Source organism: Mesorhizobium sp. CNPSo 4671, assembly GCF_057784245.1.
Window position 1 is genome coordinate 647,395 of the sequence record NZ_JBWLUW010000002.1, and the last position, 15,517, is coordinate 662,911.

Sequence of the window (15,517 nt, forward strand, 5' to 3'; positions counted from 1 at the left end):
GCATTCTATTAGCAGGGGCTCAAGGAGTGTGTGATGAAAGCGGTTTTGGCACTGGTCGCAGGCTTTGTCCTTACCCTTGCGGTCTTTGCCAGCGGGCTGGCTTTCGCCGCTTGGCTGATTGTCGCCAAGCCCGCGCATCAGGCCAGGCCCGCCGACAGTGTCTCGCAGTTGTGGACCAAGGACGCACAGCCCGTGGACAAGGCCGCGCCGGGGCTGGAGCGCGTGGCCGCCGCGCAGCCCGCCGCCCCCGATGCCGCCGCCAGGGTGCAGTCGCCCGAGCCGACCAATACAGTCGCGGTGGCGCCCGATGCCGGCGCGCAGCAGGCCAGGCTGCCGGCCGCCCATGTCAGCTGGTGCGCGGACCGCTACCGCTCCTACAATCCCGACGACAACAGCTACATGTCCTATAGCGGACAGCAGCGCCCCTGCGTGTCGCCCTACCTCGACACCACTGCCGCCGCCGACCGGGCCGCGCCCGCCGAAGTCAGCTATGTCGAGGGCGCCGCGCCCCTGGTTGCGTCGGCCGATCTTTCGGACGACCACGTCCAGTCCTGCTTCAGCCGCTACCGCTCCTACCGTCCCGAGGACAACAGCTATCAGCCCTATTCCGGTGGGCCGAGGCGCCAGTGCGAGTAGGGGCGGGGGCTGCTTCAAATCGCGCGCCTGGCCATTTCGATCACGCAATATTTTTGGATCAATTCCACCGGCCCGGCGTTCATCCCTCACACAAGGGAGAAACCGACATGACCGACGACCGCAACGACAAGATCCGAGACCGCGCCTACGCCATATGGCAACGCGAAGGCGGCGCTGATGGCGACCACGAGCGGCATTGGCACCAGGCCGAAATGGAGATCGACCGGGAAGCCGCACTGCCGCTGACGGCCGACGACGCACTGCCTGAGACCCGCGAGATCGCCAGCACCGATGTGCTGGAGGTCGAGCAACTGGCCATGCGCACCGGCATTTCGGGCGACGAAGCGCAGGCGCTGCTCGACCGCCTGGGCAGCGACCGCGCGGCGGTGGAGCAGGCAGCGCGCAGCCTGAAGGCCAGGGGGAAATCCTGATCGATCCTGGCAAGGGAGAGCGAGATGATCCGCAAACTCAAGGACGGAAAATACCGGCTTTATTCGCGCAAGAAGGATGAGAAGACCGGTAAACGGCGGAATCTGGGGACGTTCGAGACGCGTGAAGCGGCCGAGAAGCATGAGCGGGAGGTGCAGTATTTCAAGCGGCATTGAGGGCTCTGACGGTCGCGATGGCGCTAAGCTTGCGAGCTTTGGCCCAGCGGCTGCGATCATTTGGTGCTCACGGAAAGTTGACTGCCGCTTGGAGCATCCCTATAGAGAAGAGAGGGGCGATAAGAACTAACGATGAACTTCCTGCCTAGGCGGGCATAAAGTAGATATCGCTAATTTTGCTTTAGGGCCTGGGGGGGTGTCAGTGAAGTGTTTTATGATCAATCTTGACCGATCAGTTGATCGGCTCGCTGACGTTACGGCAGAATTTTCCCGTATTGGAATTCCTTTTGAACGTGTTGCCGGTATCGATGCGGCACGTGGGGCTCCTTTTACCGCGCTCCCACTGACCGGGGCGGAAGTCTGCTGCTTTCTTAGCCACCGTCTCTGCTGGCAGAGCATCGCGGACGGCCCCGATCGGTATGGCGCTGTCTTCGAGGACGACGTTGTTTTCAGCCACGACGCCGGACCGATGCTGTCCGATGTCAGCTGGATCCCGAGAGACGCGGATGTGGTCAAGCTCGAAACATTCTTCGTACGGGTGAGGATCGGGAGCCGGGATGTTTCCGCTCAAAATGGATACTCGGTCAGGAGACTGGCCGGACGGCACATGGGCTCGTGCGGCTATCTGATTTCGAAGGACGCCGCCCAAAAACTGCTCAAGGGCACGAATCGTCTCAAAGCGGCGGTCGATTTCGCACTCTTCAATCCAACCGAGATGACGACCGCGCGTAACGCGACCTATCAGTTGATGCCCGCGCTCTGCACGCAAGCGCATTTCGTTTCGGAAAACGGCGGGCCTGCGACCTTAATTCAATCCAGGTCGCCGCCCGCCAGAAACAAACGCGTCATCGAAAGGATCCGGGCAGAGTCGACTCGCATTTTCGGGCATTTTCGAAACAGAAGCTTTTTCGCCACCGAGAAGGTCGACGTCGTGCCGCTACGCTTCCCGCTGGCAGCGAACGTTGCATAGCCCCGAAACTCCCCAACAAGTTTGACTAGGTTTGGAATGAATTTTTAGGACTGCATTATGAGCCAGAACACCTATGACAGCGATTTTTTCAGGGAACGCTCGGGCGAGATCAGAATTGCGAAGGAAATACTCGGGCACGTCTTTGAATATTTCAAGCCTGAGTCCGTTGTCGACCTCGGGACAGCAACCGGGTCATGGCTATTGGCGGCAAAACAAATGGGGGTGGCCCGCGTAAATGGTATCGACGGACCTTGGGTGCCCGCGGAACAGAGGCTCATTTCGGAAGCAGAGTTCGTGCTGGGGGATTTGGAGGACTCGATCCCCGACCTTGGACGCTTTGACCTCGCAATTTGTACGGAGGTCCTGGAGCATGTCTCGGCTCCAGCTTCGGTGCGCGCTGTCGAATGGCTTTGCCGGAGCGCACCCGTTGTTCTTTTCTCAGCCGCCATTCCTTCCCAGGGAGGCACCCACCACATCAACGAGGCCTGGCAGAGCCATTGGTCGGCCCTGTTCAAGCAACAGGGCTACGAGCCCTTCGATCTCATTCGCCCGAAGATATGGTCAGACAGCAGTTTGCCCTTTTGGTACAGACAGAACATCCTGATCATGGCCAATGATCAGGCTGCCGAGAAACTTGGACTTGGCAGCCCTTCAACAATGCTCGATTGCGTTCACCCGGACCTATATCTTGACCGCCTCAGGATGATTGACGGGTTGCGCCGACGCACATTCAAAGCAAAGTTTCGATCATTCATGCGACGTCTAACTCGAAGTCCGCGCGAATGAGGGCATAACACATGCCACCATTTCGCCGGCGCCGCCAGGTCGATGGCAGCGCAAGGCGTCGGTCGCGCTGCCGCAGCCGCAGGCCTGTGAAATCCTGGCTCGCGGAACACCGACGGAAGCGACAATCTTTCCCGTTTGCGTCCATTCGGCTAAGCTGCGACCGACGCTAACCGATCTGGAGAGAGGCCGCCGGGGAATTCGATATGCGGACCAGGTACGCAATCCTGATGGGGCTTCTGTTGGTCGCTCCCGCGGCCGCTGAGGACGCGCAGTGCCCGGAAGGTGCGCAATTGGAGCAGGACATTCAGGCCGCCCCCGGTTGCCTGGCAGCTCACAAGTTGCACCAGGCCTGCGCCTGGGGATCGAGCGGCGACGAATTCATGTCGGAGGACGTGATCGACAAGTGCAAGGCTGGATTCTTCGATCGACTGACCCGCAAGCAAATGCGCCTGTATGAAAAGCGCCTCGATGCATGCGGCGAACGCTACCCGGTCACCCAGGATGGTGGGTCGATCCAGATATACTTGTCCTCGATGTGTGACGAGGATCTCGCGGCGACCTATTTCAAAGCCGCAAAGGGTGGGCAGATTGTGGGGACGCCACGCTGGCGGGTGCCCAACATATCTGAGTGAACCGATTGTCCGGTTCGGGAGACCGGCCATCCGCAACTCATCCCTCGGCCGGCTCTTCATAGATGCCGGTGATGAGGAGCCATGCGCCTGAAATCAGGAAGGCGAACAGGACGATGGTTCCAAGGGCCGCGATGTAAAGGCCAACGCCGCGCCCGAGAATAAGCAAAATCGCGCCGGCAACCTCGGCCAGGTAGCACAGCGTGCCGCCCGCCAGCCGCGGCCCGGTCAAGCCGATGGAACTCATCCCCGCCGCAATGGCTACAACATACCCTCTGACGAATATGAATGTTGCGATGCCCCAGAGGAAAAGCCATTCGAAGCCGAGTGCCGGAAGATATTGACCGCCCAGAAGCGCAAGGCTGCATGCCATGAAAATCGCGCTGAAGCCCGACAGCATGTTGATGGCCCGGTTCTTGTGCGTCGTGTTGCGGACAATGCGTTCGGGATTGATCGAGATCGCGACGAAGATCAACCCGGCAAGCCCTGCCGCGCCGCCGCCCACCATGACGAAGAAATTGCTCCATTGATCCAACATGACTTGCCCCTCAGGTCCGCGCTTCAGGCGGCTCGATGGAGGCGCAGGCTAGCATGGGTGTGTTCTCGAACTCCACGGGGCGAGGCAGCCGATCGGCAGGGCTTTTGGGGGATAGGTCCGGGATCTGCCGTCAAGATTTCTACGCCACGTGTGGCTGAGCTGGCCTGACCACGGTGGCGAGCACGATGCCGGCGACGATGAAGGCCGCACCGACCAGATCGTAATCGTGCAAGCCCTCGCCGAGCAGCAGGTAGGCGAGGATGGCGACGAACACTGTCTGCAGGTAGAGCAGCATGCTTGCCCGGCTCGCGCCCAGCGTTTCCACGCTTTTGTTGTAGAGATAGTACATCAGGGCGCCGCCGGGACCTGCCAGATAGGCGAGTGCCAGAAGGCTGTGGACGTTCATGGCGGAGCGTTCGTCGTTGAACAATTCCCACACATGGAAAGGCAAGGCGACCAGCGCACCGGCGCCGAGCAGCAGCACGACCATCGGCAGGAGTTCGATGCCGAATTTGGCACGGCGCAAAAGCACGGTGTAGAGGCCCCAGCAGAACGCGCTGCCGACGATCCAGAGCTCGCCGGCGTTGACCTTGAGTTGCAGCAGCGCCGTCAGGTTCCCGTGGGCGACGATGAAAATCATCCCGGCGAGCGCAGCGCGCCAAGCGACTTCCACAGCCCGAGCGGCTCGCCAAGAACGAAACGGGCGAGCACCATCGTCATGACAGGCGACAGCGCCATGATGATGCCGGCCGTGGTGGCGTCGGTGTGGTTGAGGCCATGGTAGATCATGCCCTGGCAGAGCGTCAGGCCGATCGCCCCGACGGCGACGACCTCCACGGCGCGCGTTCGCAAAAGCCCGATCATCGCGTCGTGATGACGGTGCACGATCGGCAGCAGGATGGCGCAGGCAAGCGTCAGCCGCCAGAAGCAGAGGCCCCAGGGCGGCATTTCAGGCGCCACCCATTTGGCCGCGATATAGACACCCGCCGATAGCAGCCAGCACAGGACGGCGGCCGGATAGCCGGCCAGGGAGGATATGGGGCCGGCCGCGGGTTGCGCGGCTTGATGCGCTATCGGCATTGCCTGCATGTCATGTCCTCCCCCTTGGATGACGTCGGCCCGACGGGGCAATATAGCCTGCGTCGTTGGGTCGTGCATCCGTTTTGAAAGGGAGGGAAATCTGCGCTCGCAGGCGTTCCGGCTTGGCGTCGCGGTGGCTGGCGCAAGAAGTGCGCCTGACGCTGTCCGGCAATCACGCGTCGGGCGGCTCGCGCACCTCTTCATTACGCACGAAATAATCGCTCGCCAACGCCAAGACAGCCAAGAAGGCGGCGCTATACCGCGCAAAGCCAAAGGACTCCGCCGCCGCAAGTTTAGCGCCGCGCTTATGCTCACTGACGAATCTAGCCGCCACGTCCCGGACTTCGTCGGCGGCCTTGCCGAACAGCGCCTGCTCTTTGGCTGTTGGCTGAAATGCCCGGCCGATGAGATGGCCGAGAAATAGCCCTCCTGCGGAGCCGGCTATGACCTTCGCTCGCTCGAGGTTTGACACGGCACTTCGCGGAAGTGCGTGGTAACGGCTTGGTCCAGCATCGGCATGCCCGCCGCTGGTAAGTGTTTCAATGTCCGCGCCCGCACTTCCGGCGGCGACATTGCCGCCAGCGCTTCTCCTGCCGGCATCGAAGACAGCAACGGCACCCAGGGCCACAGCGGCCGCAGTGCCGCCATTCTCCTTGACGGCATCCGAGACGCCACCAAGGACCCCCATCACCTTCTGTTTGGCGTAGTGAGTGGAGGCTTGCACCACATGCCTGGGTTGGAGCCTGCGGCTCACCTCGCTGACCGGCCCAAACAGCGCTTGCCGTTCAGCGCGGCTTTGCACCAGGATATCCCGGATCTCATTGCTGGGTTGAGCCATAGCGTATCCCCTGCTTCAAGGCTGCGAGGTCTGTCCGCACCTGGTTGACGGTTTCTACGGGCGTGATGGTCCATCCGATCAGCGCGCGCCTGGCCAAATGAAGAGATAGCATGCCTGCGGCGATCAAAGCGGCGCCGACGATCAGGCACGCAAACATCGCGCCGATCCCGAAATGGATCATCGCAAGGATGACGAACTGGACCAGCGCGAATGCCGCCAGGACAAAGAACATTGCGGCAGCCACGCCGCATGCGCCCGACGAAACGATCGTCGTGGTCTTGGCCCGCATTTCCGCTTCAAGCAGACGAAGATCGAGGCGCATCAGCGACGCGAATTGGCTTACCGCTTCGCTGAGCACACTCCCAAAGGGCCGGTGATCCATTCCATCATCCATGCGCGTGATCCTTCTCAGGACCGATCGGAGCTTCGCATGATCCGCGTCAGCACCACGCCGGCGAGGATGCCGACGCCGAAAAAGGCTGCCGGCTGGCGTTGCGCGAACTTGGTGACGGAATCGAGCAATTCGCCGACATTGCGGTCCCTGATATCGGTCGAGATCCGCTCGACGCCTTCGGCAGCATTGCGCACCATGCTTGCAACCTGAGGCGATTGCTTCTCGATGCCGTCGGCCGCATCCTTCACGGAGTGGGCGATGTTGGCGATCGCATCGGCGCCTGCGGTCTTGTTGGACTCGACAGCCTCCTTGAAGGCGCCGGCGGCATTGGATGCCACAGACCCGGCATAGTCCTTGGCATCGCTCGACACCGAAGCCGCGGCATTTTTCAGATGCGAAGCGGTTTCTGCCGCACTCGTCTTCAACTTGCCGAGCGCTTCCTTGCTGTCGCCGGCACGTTCAGTGCCCGCATTGCCCTGCCAGCCATTCTCGTTGGCGATTCCTGATCCCGAAAGGTCGTCTGTGTTTAAGGTGTTCACGGTGAGTCACTCCTGTGTTGATAGGAGTTGAACTTCGCCATCAACAAGCGGTTCCGGCAGCTGGCAAAAATCCCTGAGCTGATCGGAATCTCGGCACAGATAAGCGACGTGTGGCAGGATACCCTGCCAGAACACGCAACGAAGTGCGCCTGGCGCTGCAATCTCAAACAGTACGCCTAAAGCGGAGGGTCGGCTCTCGGCCCCTGTCCAATCAGCTTGTCGTGGTGCGAACGCAGCTGGTGCTTAGCCACACTCCAATTCTCTAAGACTGCAAGCTGCGCCTCTCCTCCGCCTTGTCGCCGGAAGGCATTGCGGAAAAATCCATCCACATCGCGCCCACGGCGTGGCCATCGGGATCTGCGAGGTCGCGTGTATACATGAAGCCATGATCTTCGATCGGATTGATGTCGGCGGTGCCACCATTCGCGGCAGCAGCTGCGGCCATCGCATCGACCGCCTCGCGGCTGTCCAGGGACAGCGCCAGCATGACCTCGCTGGAGGTTGATGGCGGGATGGGGCGCGTGGTCATGGTCTGCCATTTTTCATGGCTGAGCAGCATGAAATTGATGTGGTCGCTCCACACCATCCCCGCGGCCGTCTCACTGGTAAAGCCGGGATTGTTCTTGAACCCGAGCGCTTCATAGAACGCCATGGATGCCTTCACGTCGCTCACCGGCAGGCTCACGAAAATCTTCTTGCTCATCGATTGTACCTTTTGTTGTTGAGATGCCAGTCCAGGCTCCTGCTTTAAGACGGTTGACCGCCCGCCGATCCGACACCGCATCTCAACTTTTTTAAAGCGTAGGCGCAGCGGCATATCGGGCGACGAGGCGCAGGCCTGGGCACAGACCGCACCGCGACGGAGCAGGCCGCGCGCGGCCTCAAGACCAGGCGGAAATCCTGACCGGGCTAATCCTAGCGAGGGAGAGCGAGATGATCCGCAAACTCAAGGACGGAAAATACCAGCTTTATTCGCGCAAGAAGGATGAGAAGACCGGGAAGCGGCGGAACCTCGGCGCGACGCGGGAAGCGGCGGAGAAGCATGAGTGGGAGGTGCAGTATTTCAAGCGGCGGTGAGGGGGGTGATGTCTGCCTTTGACGGGTCGCGATGGCGATCCACCACAGGCTTGCGTGACCGGTTTAATTTTAATCCCGCTAGCTTTGCGCCTCATATGCGACGTTCCGGAACGACGGATCTTCCCGAAAGCCGTCGCCCCATTTACGTTGTTGTGGACAAGTCTTTCACGAAGATGTCTCATCCGGGGCGTCACCCGCTTTCATGAACTCGTCAAAGGCTGCAATTGCATTGTCATCCGGAATTTCGGAGCGGTCTACGAAAGCTCGAATCCCATCCGCAATCTGACGGCGGTTCAGCGTGCCGAGAATGACTTGACCGCTTTCGAGTTGGTAATCGAGCGAACCCGTCCACATGTTCACGCGGCCGTAGCCGGGCGAGAACGCAACGGATTTAGCTTTACCACTGACTTCATGTTTTGCCATCGACACCCGCAAAAACTCAATTTGCCCGAACAGAATATGAGTCAGGCGGAGATCTTCGCGTAGGCGGTCGACGACGGCGGGATTCTTCAACACCCTTTCAAGCTGATCGGCGCGAGATAGTTTGTTGGTGTGGATGAAGCCCTTTTCCAGTCGCAACGCGTCAATCCTAAGTTTCAGTCCCCCGTTGTCATGGAGCTTGATCGCTTCCTTCACCCGCGCACGCCATGTCCGAAGAAGTTCGTAAACGCTGAAAATCCACATCTGGGTTTGCGCGTTCAAAAACATCAGGCGACCGTAGTCCCGACCCTCGATATCCTCCTCTAGAACCTCTTGCTCTATTCCGGAAATAAACTGGTCGACCATCGCCAGGTTGTTTGCTTGCATGGTCAGGAACATGTCGTCGAAAAGCCCGAGGGAGCGTAACGCATGCCGAAAGGCGTTCCAATCTATGTCATCGAATGCTGGGTATTCCGGACTTTCGTTATATTCATTGTCGAAATCCTCGTCGTGTTCATTGGCCATCTTGCTTATCCTCTTTGCTTATCCTCTCAGCAAACGCTGCATGCGCAGTGAACCTTATGCGTGACGAACTTTAGAGTTTTCACCAGTAGCTACGGAAAAGGCCCCGGCGTAGCCGAGGCCTTTGAATTGGTGCGGGGGAGCGGGTCTACCCGCTCTTGCAGCATCTCTCAGCTAACCTTGGTTCCATCCGTGCTCAAATGCCGATTAGCGTGGCCGCTCACCCTTCCAGGCCCCGCAGTGCTGCGAGCGTCTCCAAACCAAACCTAACGGCTGCGTTCATCTTCATCTCCATCATCGGAACTGCGTTGAGAATAACCTCTATGCAGAGCCAGACGATGAACGACCACGCAACGACATCTGTGACAGATATTCCCAAGGTCACGCATGCTGAGACCTGAATTCGTCGTCGCCTATATAGGTTTGCCTTCAACTTGTCGCAAGGCTCGAGGCCAGGTCACGTCGGTTGCCGCCTCGGCGAAAAGGTACGTTATTGAAATCCGAACCTCGAAGGTTGCCAGTCCGCTCAGCAAGGCACCGCATTCCAGACGTTGAGTTTAACCGTGCAATTCCCAAAAGCAGATAGTCCGCTAGTATCCTGGCCTGCGTGACGGGCTGGGCCTATTGGATCTCTCGAGCTCACCATCGATCTGACCGGGCGACCAGCGAGATTGTAAGAAGCGCGAGAAGATTGTGTTAGGTGGGGGAAGCGTGGGGGAAGCAAAGCGCAAACAGAGCCGGTATCAGCGGCTTCTCATCGAGCATCCACTGTGCTGTTTTTGCGGAGGGTTGACACCAGCGACTACGATCGACCACGTGCCGCCGCAAGCATGTTTTCCCAAAGGCTTCTTTCCGGAAGGCTTCGAGTTCCCTGCCTGCGAAAGTTGCAATGGCTCCTCCAAGAAGGATGATCAGGTCTTCGGCTATTACATGCAACTCGGAGACCCGAACGTCGTCACGAAGGATCTTCAGTCGATTTGGAAGCTGCAGGACGGAATACGCAACAATTATAAAAGTGCTATGCCAGACCTAAGACTCAGCAACTCCGATAAAGCACAGGGGCTGAAGCAGATGGGCATCGAGCTACCAGAGGGCACGGACCTGTCTGAGCTGCCACTGGCCGTATTGTCGGATGAATTTATGGCTGCACAGGTGACGATTGGGCGGAAGCTCGCGTGCGCCGTCTATTATCGCGAAACGGGACGTACCCTGACAACGGAACACTTTATTTGGACGGCAACCATACATTCTCGGCATCCAGCCGCCAAAGTCTTCTCCGACTACGTGAATCGTGCCTTCCCCGACCAGGCAGTTGGCGGACGTGGCAACATAAAGGATTACGGTCGACGGTTTGGATACCGCTTCGGCTACAAGGACAAAGAAGACTTCATGGGTTGCGTCGCTCAGTTCGGCGTTGGCTTCATAACAACATGCCTCGCCGGAAAGCGGGGAGAGATGTCTAAAACGCTGCCTGAAGGGCAGGAGTATTCGATCTTTCTGCCATCGGCGGATGTTAAAAATGCCTAACCGCCGGCTCACAGCTGAGGAGCGAGAAAAGGCCAATGTAGTGCTCACTGAGGTTCGCTCAGCCTTGCGTGTGTTGGCCGGCGACGATCCCGAGCTGCTCTTCGCTTACCGCCGCAAGGTTGCAAAGGAACTTGTCTACGACGAGCGCAAGAAGCCAATGCAGCGTCGGGCGCTAAAGCGGAAGAAGTGGGCCTTGCAGGACCACAAGTGCGCGCATTGTCGTGAAGATTTGCCCCTTGCATATTCCGAACTGGACCGATTTAACGCTGCGGACGGCTACACCGCCGAGAACACCGAATTGATCCACGACCGTTGTCATCGTGAGCGGCAGGCAGCGAAAAGGTACGCTTAAATCGATAGAATTATCCCTTTCAGATACGTAGCATTTATTGATCAGGGTTAGAATCCCCTGTGCCTCCCTTTCGCCTCAGAATGTAATGGGCGGAAGAGTCCCGGTCTCTGTTGGATTTTGCCACCCTCATGACAATGCCGGCGACCACCAAACGGGTGAGGATTTTCTTCGCTGTTCCCCACTCGCGATGAATTATCCGCATGATGTCGGTCACATTGGCTTTCCCACGTTCAGCGAGGAAGTTGACGATCTGCTTTTCGTCCTCTCCAAGTATTTCGTAGAGGTCCTTTCCGATTAGCTTGAGCGCCTTGGCGTCTACGAATTCCTTCCGTGCATGGATGTCATTTCTGAGGGTCACATGCACTTGGGAATGACCGGTGTCTCGCTGAAGGAACTCGGGAGCTGGAAGGTTCGCGTTGATCATACCGTCACGCATACGGACCGTGCCCTCATTCGCTTCCTTAACATAGTCCATATAGAACAACGCGCCCATGAGGTACGGATTGCGGGGATTGTGACCGTGGTAGATCGTGTCAGCCGTTACAGGAGGCGGGAACCCGCCGGGGCTCTCAACAACCAAGTGATCGTCAAAAAGCTTCACAAAGATGTTCATATTTTTGAAGTTGTACGACCGATGAACGCAAGCGTTGACGATGGCCTCGAACCACACATCACGTGGGTATTCCGGTTTATTTTCAAATCGGCCATCTTTCCCGAGTCGCGTGAACGCGCGTATCTGACTTGCCATCACATATTCGGCTTCTTGCAGCATACGTGGGAGAGGGCCGTCCACCATTTCATCTCGGACTACGTTGTAGTCCTTGCCTGTCTTCTCCCGGTCACCATCGTACCGAAGGAATCGAATTTTTGCCCCCGGAACAACTGCTCGAGGATCATTCGCAAAAAGGACCGTGCACGCTAGGTTGGGAATGAATTTCCCGTTCTTGATTTCGCCAAGGTGATTCAGCTTGAGGATTTGCTCGCGCGTCTTCCCCTCTCTGAGGCGCCTCACGGCTATGTACTTTGCACAAAACTCATCGACAAGAAGCTCGTCAAAATCCTCGGGGTAGTTCAACGTCGATGGCTCTTTTTCGTATGCGATCTGCCCCTTGCTTATCCGAACTTCGCGCTTCTCTTCTTCGGATAGTTGGCGTTTTTTATCGCCAGTTCTCACAAACGCTTCGCCGCGGATGGTTTCGACAAGTCTGTCCTCGCGATAAAGGACTCGAAAGACGAGCAAATAGTCCGACGAGCCGTCAGCATGGGTGAGCGGTATCTTGCGGACATCGTAGTGTGCATCGGAGCAATGGTCGGCTCCCGCCGCCTCAAGCCTGGATATCTTTTCAGTACCCTGCCGTAGGCACCCTGTCAGACTGCCGTCCTTGTCGCGGCCTACAACAATTAGACCTCCGGACGGTTGAGTGTTTGCCCACATGGAGAAATAGTCGCCTAGGTCTCGCGGGTTGATACCTGCCGATTTCCATTCGACGCGGTTGTCTTCATTAGGAAAGTTCGTAAAGGCGACATCGCCTTCTTTGACAAGGCTGTTGAAAATATCATCAACAGTCCAAAGCTGCGGCAGCGTGGTGGGCGGCGGCGGCGGGACCTCGAGATTGAGCGAATATTGGCCATCCGCGTTGTCGCGGGGCCTCGAGTGTCCCCTCGAGTGTCTCGAAATCATAGCTATTTCAATGCCCTAAGCCCGAATGGGTTTTCCTCTAGCCTTAGGATAGACTGCTTGGCCTATCGGAGTCGAGCAATGGCAGATCTAAGCTTAAAGAAAGCTATGGAAACTGATCGATTAGAAGAATTCATCCTCCAGCAAGAAGCGGCTGGCTTCGGCCCAATTGAAGAGGCTGCCTTTCTAAAAGCAGGCTCCAAAGAACGCGACCACCTTAACTGACCGCCAAATTCAAGAGGGCAGGCTAGGCATGGTGATCTGCTTGCTCCGACGAGCCGATCGGTGAACTGTTGCGTTATCTGATCGTAGCGCACGTCCGCGTCGCAGCCGCTGTCGTCGAGACAGGCGGCTTTCGGCTGTATCAAGACATTCAGCGTGTTGCGGGTAGCGACCGTAACTGGCGTTTAGCCGACCTTCCAATTTCTCGAAGACTGCCAAGCGGCGCCCCCTCTCATTAACCATTCGTTAACCATTCCCTCGCTAGCGTTTACCTCTCAGTAAGGATTCGCCAGCCGTGACCTTTGCCGCTCCCCTCGAGGCCAAATCCATTCGCTTTCGTGCCCGTTCTTTCGTCGCTTTCACCTTGACCCCGGAAGCGCCCATGGCGGAGTGGCTGCAGGGGCTGGATCACTGGATCGGCAACTCGCCGGGCTATTTTGCCGGGCGGCCGGTGCTGCTCGATCTGAACGTGCTGAAGCCGCAGCCGAGCGAGATCGCGGCGCTGGTGGCGGAGCTGGGTACGCGCGGCATTCGCATCTATGCCATCGAATTGGAAGGGGCCGCACTCGGCCCCGAACTGCCGCCTTTGCTGGTCGGCGCCAAGGAGGCGACGACGGATGGGCTGCTGCCTGGCCGCAAGGGCGGGCAAGAGGGTTCCGGCAGGGAAGGCCAGGCCGAGGGCAGGGCGCCTGACCACCGCATGGAGGCGCGGGCGGATGCTGGCAGCGTTGCCAAGGGCAAGGCTGGCGCAAGCAAGACCGGGGAAAGCGAGCCGCAGGTTTCGCACTACGATTCGGGCACGCTGATGATCAAGGCGCCGATCCGCTCCGGCCAGGCGATCATGCATGCGCATGGCGATGTGATCGTGCTGGGCTCGGTCGCGTCCGGTTCGGAGATCGTCGCCGCCGGTTCGATCCATGTCTACGGCACGCTGCGCGGGCGCGCTTCGGCGGGTGCGCTGGGCAACACCGGCGCGCGCATCTTCTGCCGCCGCAACGAGGCCGAGCTTCTGTCGGTCGACGGCTGGTACATCACCGCCGAGGAGATGGAAGGGGTGTCGCGCGGCAAACCGGTGCAGGCCTTCCTCGACGGCGGGGGCCTGCGCGTCGAGACACTGAGCTGAAGCGACTGACTGAATTGAAGGCCGTCAGGGCGGCCGGGACAACAACTGATAACAACGACGGAGGCTTTTTTCATGGGCAAGGTAGTGGTGGTCACTTCGGGCAAGGGGGGCGTCGGCAAGACCACCTCGACGGCAGCACTCGGAGCCGCCGTGGCCAAGACCGGCAAGAAGGTGGCGCTGGTCGATTTCGACGTCGGCCTCAGGAATCTCGACCTCATCATGGGCGCGGAACGCCGCGTGGTGTTCGACCTCGTCAACGTCATCCAGGGCACGGCAAAGCTGTCGCAGGCGCTGATCCGCGACAAGCGCGTCGACACGCTGTTCCTGCTGCCCGCCTCGCAGACGCGCGACAAGGACGCGCTGACCGAGGAGGGCGTCGGCGAAGTCATCGACAAGCTGCGCTCGGTGTTCGACTATGTGTTCTGCGACAGCCCGGCCGGCATCGAGCGCGGCGCGCAGCTCGCCATGCGCTTTGCCGACGAGGCGGTCATCGTCACCAATCCGGAAGTGTCGTCGGTGCGCGATTCCGACCGCATCATCGGCCTGCTCGACGCCCGCACCATGCGCGCCGAACAGGGCGAGCAGATCGCCAAGCATGTGCTGGTCACCCGCTACGACGCCGGGCGCGCCGCGCGCGGCGAAATGCTCAGCATCGACGACGTGCTGGAAATCCTGTCGGTGCCGCTGCTCGGCATCATCCCCGAGAGCCAGGATGTGTTGCGCGCTTCCAACCTCGGTTCGCCGGTGACGCTGTCTGAGCCGCTCAACACGGCGGCCAAGGCCTATATCGACGCCGCAAGGCGGCTGGAAGGCGAGGACCTGCCGGTCGTCGTTCCCTTCGAGCGCAAGGGCTTCCTCGACCGGCTGTTGGGAAGGAGGGCGGCATGAACGTGTTGTTCGACCTCTTCAAGCGGCGCTCCAGCGCGCCGGTGGCGCGCGAGCGGCTGCAAGTGCTGCTCGCCTATGAGCGCCGCAACCGCAGCCAGCCCGACCTCGTCTCCATCCTGCGCGAGGAGATCATGGCCGTCATCGCCAAGCATGTGCAGATCGACCAGGATTATTTGCAGGTCTCGATGGACCGCGGCGAGACGATGTCGACCCTGGAGATCGATATCCAGATCCCCAACAAGAGCGCCGTGCCGATGGCGATCGCGGGGTGATCTTTATCCTCCCCCTTGTGGGGAGGGTCGATCCGCAAAGCGGATCGGGGTGGGGCAGCGCGACGCAGCAGGCCTATACTCCGAAGACTGGCGCCAGGCGCCCCCCTCTGTCCAGCCGGACATCTCCCCCTCAAGGGGGGAGATTGGCAGTTTCCGCGACAGCTCACTCCTTGCGAAATTGGTGGTTGGCGAAAGCCGACCGACATCTGATCTCCCCCCTTGAGGGGGAGATGCCCGGCAGGGCAGAGGGGGTGCTGTCCCGCCGACGTTGCCAGTCTCCCACCCCCTCACGCCACCGTTTGCGCGAGAGAACGAAAGGAGCAAGAGGAGGCCGGCGCCGCATCTGGAGAGTAAGCGATGGGCACCGGCCCGGGCGGATCGACAGGTCCGCCGCGAAGGAACGGTAGCGAGTCCGCGCACC

General features: G+C 59.5%; 20 protein-coding genes and 1 pseudogene. 13 read left to right on the forward strand and 8 right to left on the reverse strand.

The features are described 5' to 3' along the window. Window positions 1–30 precede the first annotated feature (30 nt). The 6 genes from AC04SF_RS07655 (at window position 31) to AC04SF_RS07680 (ending at window position 3,629) form a co-directional block, all read left to right on the forward strand. Complete coding sequence (locus AC04SF_RS07655; RefSeq protein ID WP_488477233.1) at window positions 31–636, forward strand: BA14K family protein; 606 nt, start codon at window positions 31–33, stop codon at window positions 634–636. Between the two features lie 107 nt (window positions 637–743). Further along, window positions 744–1,067: a DUF2934 domain-containing protein gene (locus AC04SF_RS07660; protein ID WP_488477234.1), complete on the forward strand. Its 324-nt coding sequence runs from the start codon at window positions 744–746 to the stop codon at window positions 1,065–1,067. A 24-nt stretch (window positions 1,068–1,091) separates the two neighbouring features. Further along, a complete protein-coding gene (locus AC04SF_RS07665) occupies window positions 1,092–1,241 on the forward strand; it encodes a hypothetical protein (RefSeq protein ID WP_013894378.1) in 150 nt (49 codons plus the stop codon). 214 nt (window positions 1,242–1,455) lie between these two features. Continuing rightward, on the forward strand, window positions 1,456–2,211 hold the full coding sequence (locus AC04SF_RS07670; RefSeq protein ID WP_488477235.1) for a glycosyltransferase family 25 protein: 756 nt from the start codon (window positions 1,456–1,458) through the stop codon (window positions 2,209–2,211). 57 nt (window positions 2,212–2,268) lie between these two features. Continuing rightward, on the forward strand, window positions 2,269–2,997 hold the full coding sequence (locus AC04SF_RS07675) for a class I SAM-dependent methyltransferase (protein ID WP_488477236.1): 729 nt from the start codon (window positions 2,269–2,271) through the stop codon (window positions 2,995–2,997). A gap of 227 nt (window positions 2,998–3,224) precedes the next feature. Next, on the forward strand, window positions 3,225–3,629 hold the full coding sequence (locus AC04SF_RS07680) for a hypothetical protein (RefSeq protein ID WP_488477237.1): 405 nt from the start codon (window positions 3,225–3,227) through the stop codon (window positions 3,627–3,629). A gap of 37 nt (window positions 3,630–3,666) precedes the next feature. Here AC04SF_RS07680 and AC04SF_RS07685 read toward each other — a convergent pair whose 3' ends face one another. The 6 genes and pseudogenes from AC04SF_RS07685 to AC04SF_RS07710 all read right to left on the reverse strand — a co-directional run bounded on the left by AC04SF_RS07685 (window position 3,667) and on the right by AC04SF_RS07710 (window position 7,718). Beyond that, on the reverse strand, window positions 3,667–4,164 hold the full coding sequence (locus tag AC04SF_RS07685) for a hypothetical protein (RefSeq protein ID WP_488477238.1): 498 nt from the start codon (window positions 4,162–4,164) through the stop codon (window positions 3,667–3,669). A gap of 139 nt (window positions 4,165–4,303) precedes the next feature. Continuing rightward, window positions 4,304–5,253: pseudogene (locus AC04SF_RS07690) on the reverse strand (DMT family transporter). Between the two features lie 163 nt (window positions 5,254–5,416). Then, entirely contained in the window at window positions 5,417–6,082 is a 666-nt protein-coding gene (locus AC04SF_RS07695; RefSeq protein WP_488477239.1) for a hypothetical protein, read from the reverse strand. Beyond that, entirely contained in the window at window positions 6,063–6,476 is a 414-nt protein-coding gene (locus AC04SF_RS07700) for a phage holin family protein (RefSeq protein ID WP_488477240.1), read from the reverse strand. Before AC04SF_RS07700 ends, AC04SF_RS07695 begins: the two co-directional genes overlap by 20 nt. A 14-nt stretch (window positions 6,477–6,490) precedes the next feature. Continuing rightward, a complete protein-coding gene (locus tag AC04SF_RS07705; RefSeq protein WP_488477241.1) occupies window positions 6,491–7,015 on the reverse strand; it encodes a hypothetical protein in 525 nt (174 codons plus the stop codon). A gap of 262 nt (window positions 7,016–7,277) precedes the next feature. Then, window positions 7,278–7,718: a VOC family protein gene (locus AC04SF_RS07710; RefSeq protein ID WP_488477242.1), complete on the reverse strand. Its 441-nt coding sequence runs from the start codon at window positions 7,716–7,718 to the stop codon at window positions 7,278–7,280. A gap of 230 nt (window positions 7,719–7,948) precedes the next feature. Here AC04SF_RS07710 and AC04SF_RS07715 point away from each other — a divergent pair, with 230 nt between their 5' ends. Then, the gene (locus tag AC04SF_RS07715; RefSeq protein ID WP_488477243.1) at window positions 7,949–8,092 is read left to right on the forward strand and encodes a hypothetical protein; all 144 of its coding nucleotides are present in this window, start codon (window positions 7,949–7,951) and stop codon (window positions 8,090–8,092) included. 165 nt (window positions 8,093–8,257) lie between these two features. Here the strand turns inward: AC04SF_RS07715 and AC04SF_RS07720 are convergent, their stop codons facing one another. Next, complete coding sequence (locus tag AC04SF_RS07720; protein WP_488477244.1) at window positions 8,258–9,037, reverse strand: hypothetical protein; 780 nt, start codon at window positions 9,035–9,037, stop codon at window positions 8,258–8,260. 708 nt (window positions 9,038–9,745) lie between these two features. Here AC04SF_RS07720 and AC04SF_RS07725 point away from each other — a divergent pair. Beyond that, window positions 9,746–10,561, forward strand: coding sequence for a hypothetical protein (locus tag AC04SF_RS07725; RefSeq protein ID WP_488477245.1), 816 nt, complete (start codon window positions 9,746–9,748; stop codon window positions 10,559–10,561). Continuing rightward, complete coding sequence (locus tag AC04SF_RS07730; protein ID WP_488477246.1) at window positions 10,554–10,913, forward strand: hypothetical protein; 360 nt, start codon at window positions 10,554–10,556, stop codon at window positions 10,911–10,913. Before AC04SF_RS07725 ends, AC04SF_RS07730 begins: the two co-directional genes overlap by 8 nt. A gap of 34 nt (window positions 10,914–10,947) precedes the next feature. Here the strand turns inward: AC04SF_RS07730 and AC04SF_RS07735 are convergent, their stop codons facing one another. Further along, entirely contained in the window at window positions 10,948–12,594 is a 1,647-nt protein-coding gene (locus AC04SF_RS07735; RefSeq protein WP_488477247.1) for an RNA/DNA-binding domain-containing protein, read from the reverse strand. A 78-nt stretch (window positions 12,595–12,672) separates the two neighbouring features. Between AC04SF_RS07735 and AC04SF_RS07740 the strand changes: the two genes are divergently transcribed. The 4 genes from AC04SF_RS07740 (at window position 12,673) to minE (ending at window position 15,096) form a co-directional block, all read left to right on the forward strand. Further along, window positions 12,673–12,816 (forward strand): hypothetical protein, encoded by a 144-nt coding sequence (locus AC04SF_RS07740; RefSeq protein WP_488477248.1) that lies wholly within the window; start codon window positions 12,673–12,675, stop codon window positions 12,814–12,816. A gap of 292 nt (window positions 12,817–13,108) precedes the next feature. Then, window positions 13,109–13,936 carry a septum site-determining protein MinC gene (gene minC / locus AC04SF_RS07745; RefSeq protein WP_488477249.1) on the forward strand — a complete coding sequence of 276 codons (828 nt, stop codon included), beginning with the start codon at window positions 13,109–13,111 and terminating at the stop codon, window positions 13,934–13,936. Window positions 13,937–14,008: 72 nt separating this feature from the next. Beyond that, window positions 14,009–14,824, forward strand: a complete 816-nt coding sequence (gene minD, locus AC04SF_RS07750) for a septum site-determining protein MinD (protein WP_095200673.1) — start codon at window positions 14,009–14,011, stop codon at window positions 14,822–14,824. Then, the gene (gene minE, locus AC04SF_RS07755; RefSeq protein WP_202358746.1) at window positions 14,821–15,096 is read left to right on the forward strand and encodes a cell division topological specificity factor MinE; all 276 of its coding nucleotides are present in this window, start codon (window positions 14,821–14,823) and stop codon (window positions 15,094–15,096) included. The genes minD and minE overlap by 4 nt, the downstream gene beginning before the upstream one ends. The last annotated feature ends 421 nt before the right edge of the window (window positions 15,097–15,517 follow it).

What these genes read in the sequence shown, in the direction of transcription:
- minD (WP_095200673.1), top strand. Translation starts at nt 14,009, where the DNA reads ATGGGCAAGGTAGTGGTGGTCACTTCGGGCAAGGGGGGCGTCGGCAAG.
- AC04SF_RS07740 (WP_488477248.1), top strand. Translation starts at nt 12,673, where the DNA reads ATGGCAGATCTAAGCTTAAAGAAAGCTATGGAAACTGATCGATTAGAA.
- AC04SF_RS07675 (WP_488477236.1), top strand. Translation starts at nt 2,269, where the DNA reads ATGAGCCAGAACACCTATGACAGCGATTTTTTCAGGGAACGCTCGGGC.
- minE (WP_202358746.1), top strand. Translation starts at nt 14,821, where the DNA reads ATGAACGTGTTGTTCGACCTCTTCAAGCGGCGCTCCAGCGCGCCGGTG.
- AC04SF_RS07695 (WP_488477239.1), bottom strand. Translation starts at nt 6,082, where the DNA reads ATGGCTCAACCCAGCAATGAGATCCGGGATATCCTGGTGCAAAGCCGC.
- AC04SF_RS07680 (WP_488477237.1), top strand. Translation starts at nt 3,225, where the DNA reads ATGGGGCTTCTGTTGGTCGCTCCCGCGGCCGCTGAGGACGCGCAGTGC.
- AC04SF_RS07660 (WP_488477234.1), top strand. Translation starts at nt 744, where the DNA reads ATGACCGACGACCGCAACGACAAGATCCGAGACCGCGCCTACGCCATA.
- AC04SF_RS07735 (WP_488477247.1), bottom strand. Translation starts at nt 12,594, where the DNA reads ATGATTTCGAGACACTCGAGGGGACACTCGAGGCCCCGCGACAACGCG.
- AC04SF_RS07685 (WP_488477238.1), bottom strand. Translation starts at nt 4,164, where the DNA reads ATGTTGGATCAATGGAGCAATTTCTTCGTCATGGTGGGCGGCGGCGCG.
- AC04SF_RS07700 (WP_488477240.1), bottom strand. Translation starts at nt 6,476, where the DNA reads ATGGATGATGGAATGGATCACCGGCCCTTTGGGAGTGTGCTCAGCGAA.
- AC04SF_RS07720 (WP_488477244.1), bottom strand. Translation starts at nt 9,037, where the DNA reads ATGGCCAATGAACACGACGAGGATTTCGACAATGAATATAACGAAAGT.
- AC04SF_RS07670 (WP_488477235.1), top strand. Translation starts at nt 1,456, where the DNA reads ATGATCAATCTTGACCGATCAGTTGATCGGCTCGCTGACGTTACGGCA.
- AC04SF_RS07665 (WP_013894378.1), top strand. Translation starts at nt 1,092, where the DNA reads ATGATCCGCAAACTCAAGGACGGAAAATACCGGCTTTATTCGCGCAAG.
- AC04SF_RS07730 (WP_488477246.1), top strand. Translation starts at nt 10,554, where the DNA reads ATGCCTAACCGCCGGCTCACAGCTGAGGAGCGAGAAAAGGCCAATGTA.
- AC04SF_RS07710 (WP_488477242.1), bottom strand. Translation starts at nt 7,718, where the DNA reads ATGAGCAAGAAGATTTTCGTGAGCCTGCCGGTGAGCGACGTGAAGGCA.
- AC04SF_RS07715 (WP_488477243.1), top strand. Translation starts at nt 7,949, where the DNA reads ATGATCCGCAAACTCAAGGACGGAAAATACCAGCTTTATTCGCGCAAG.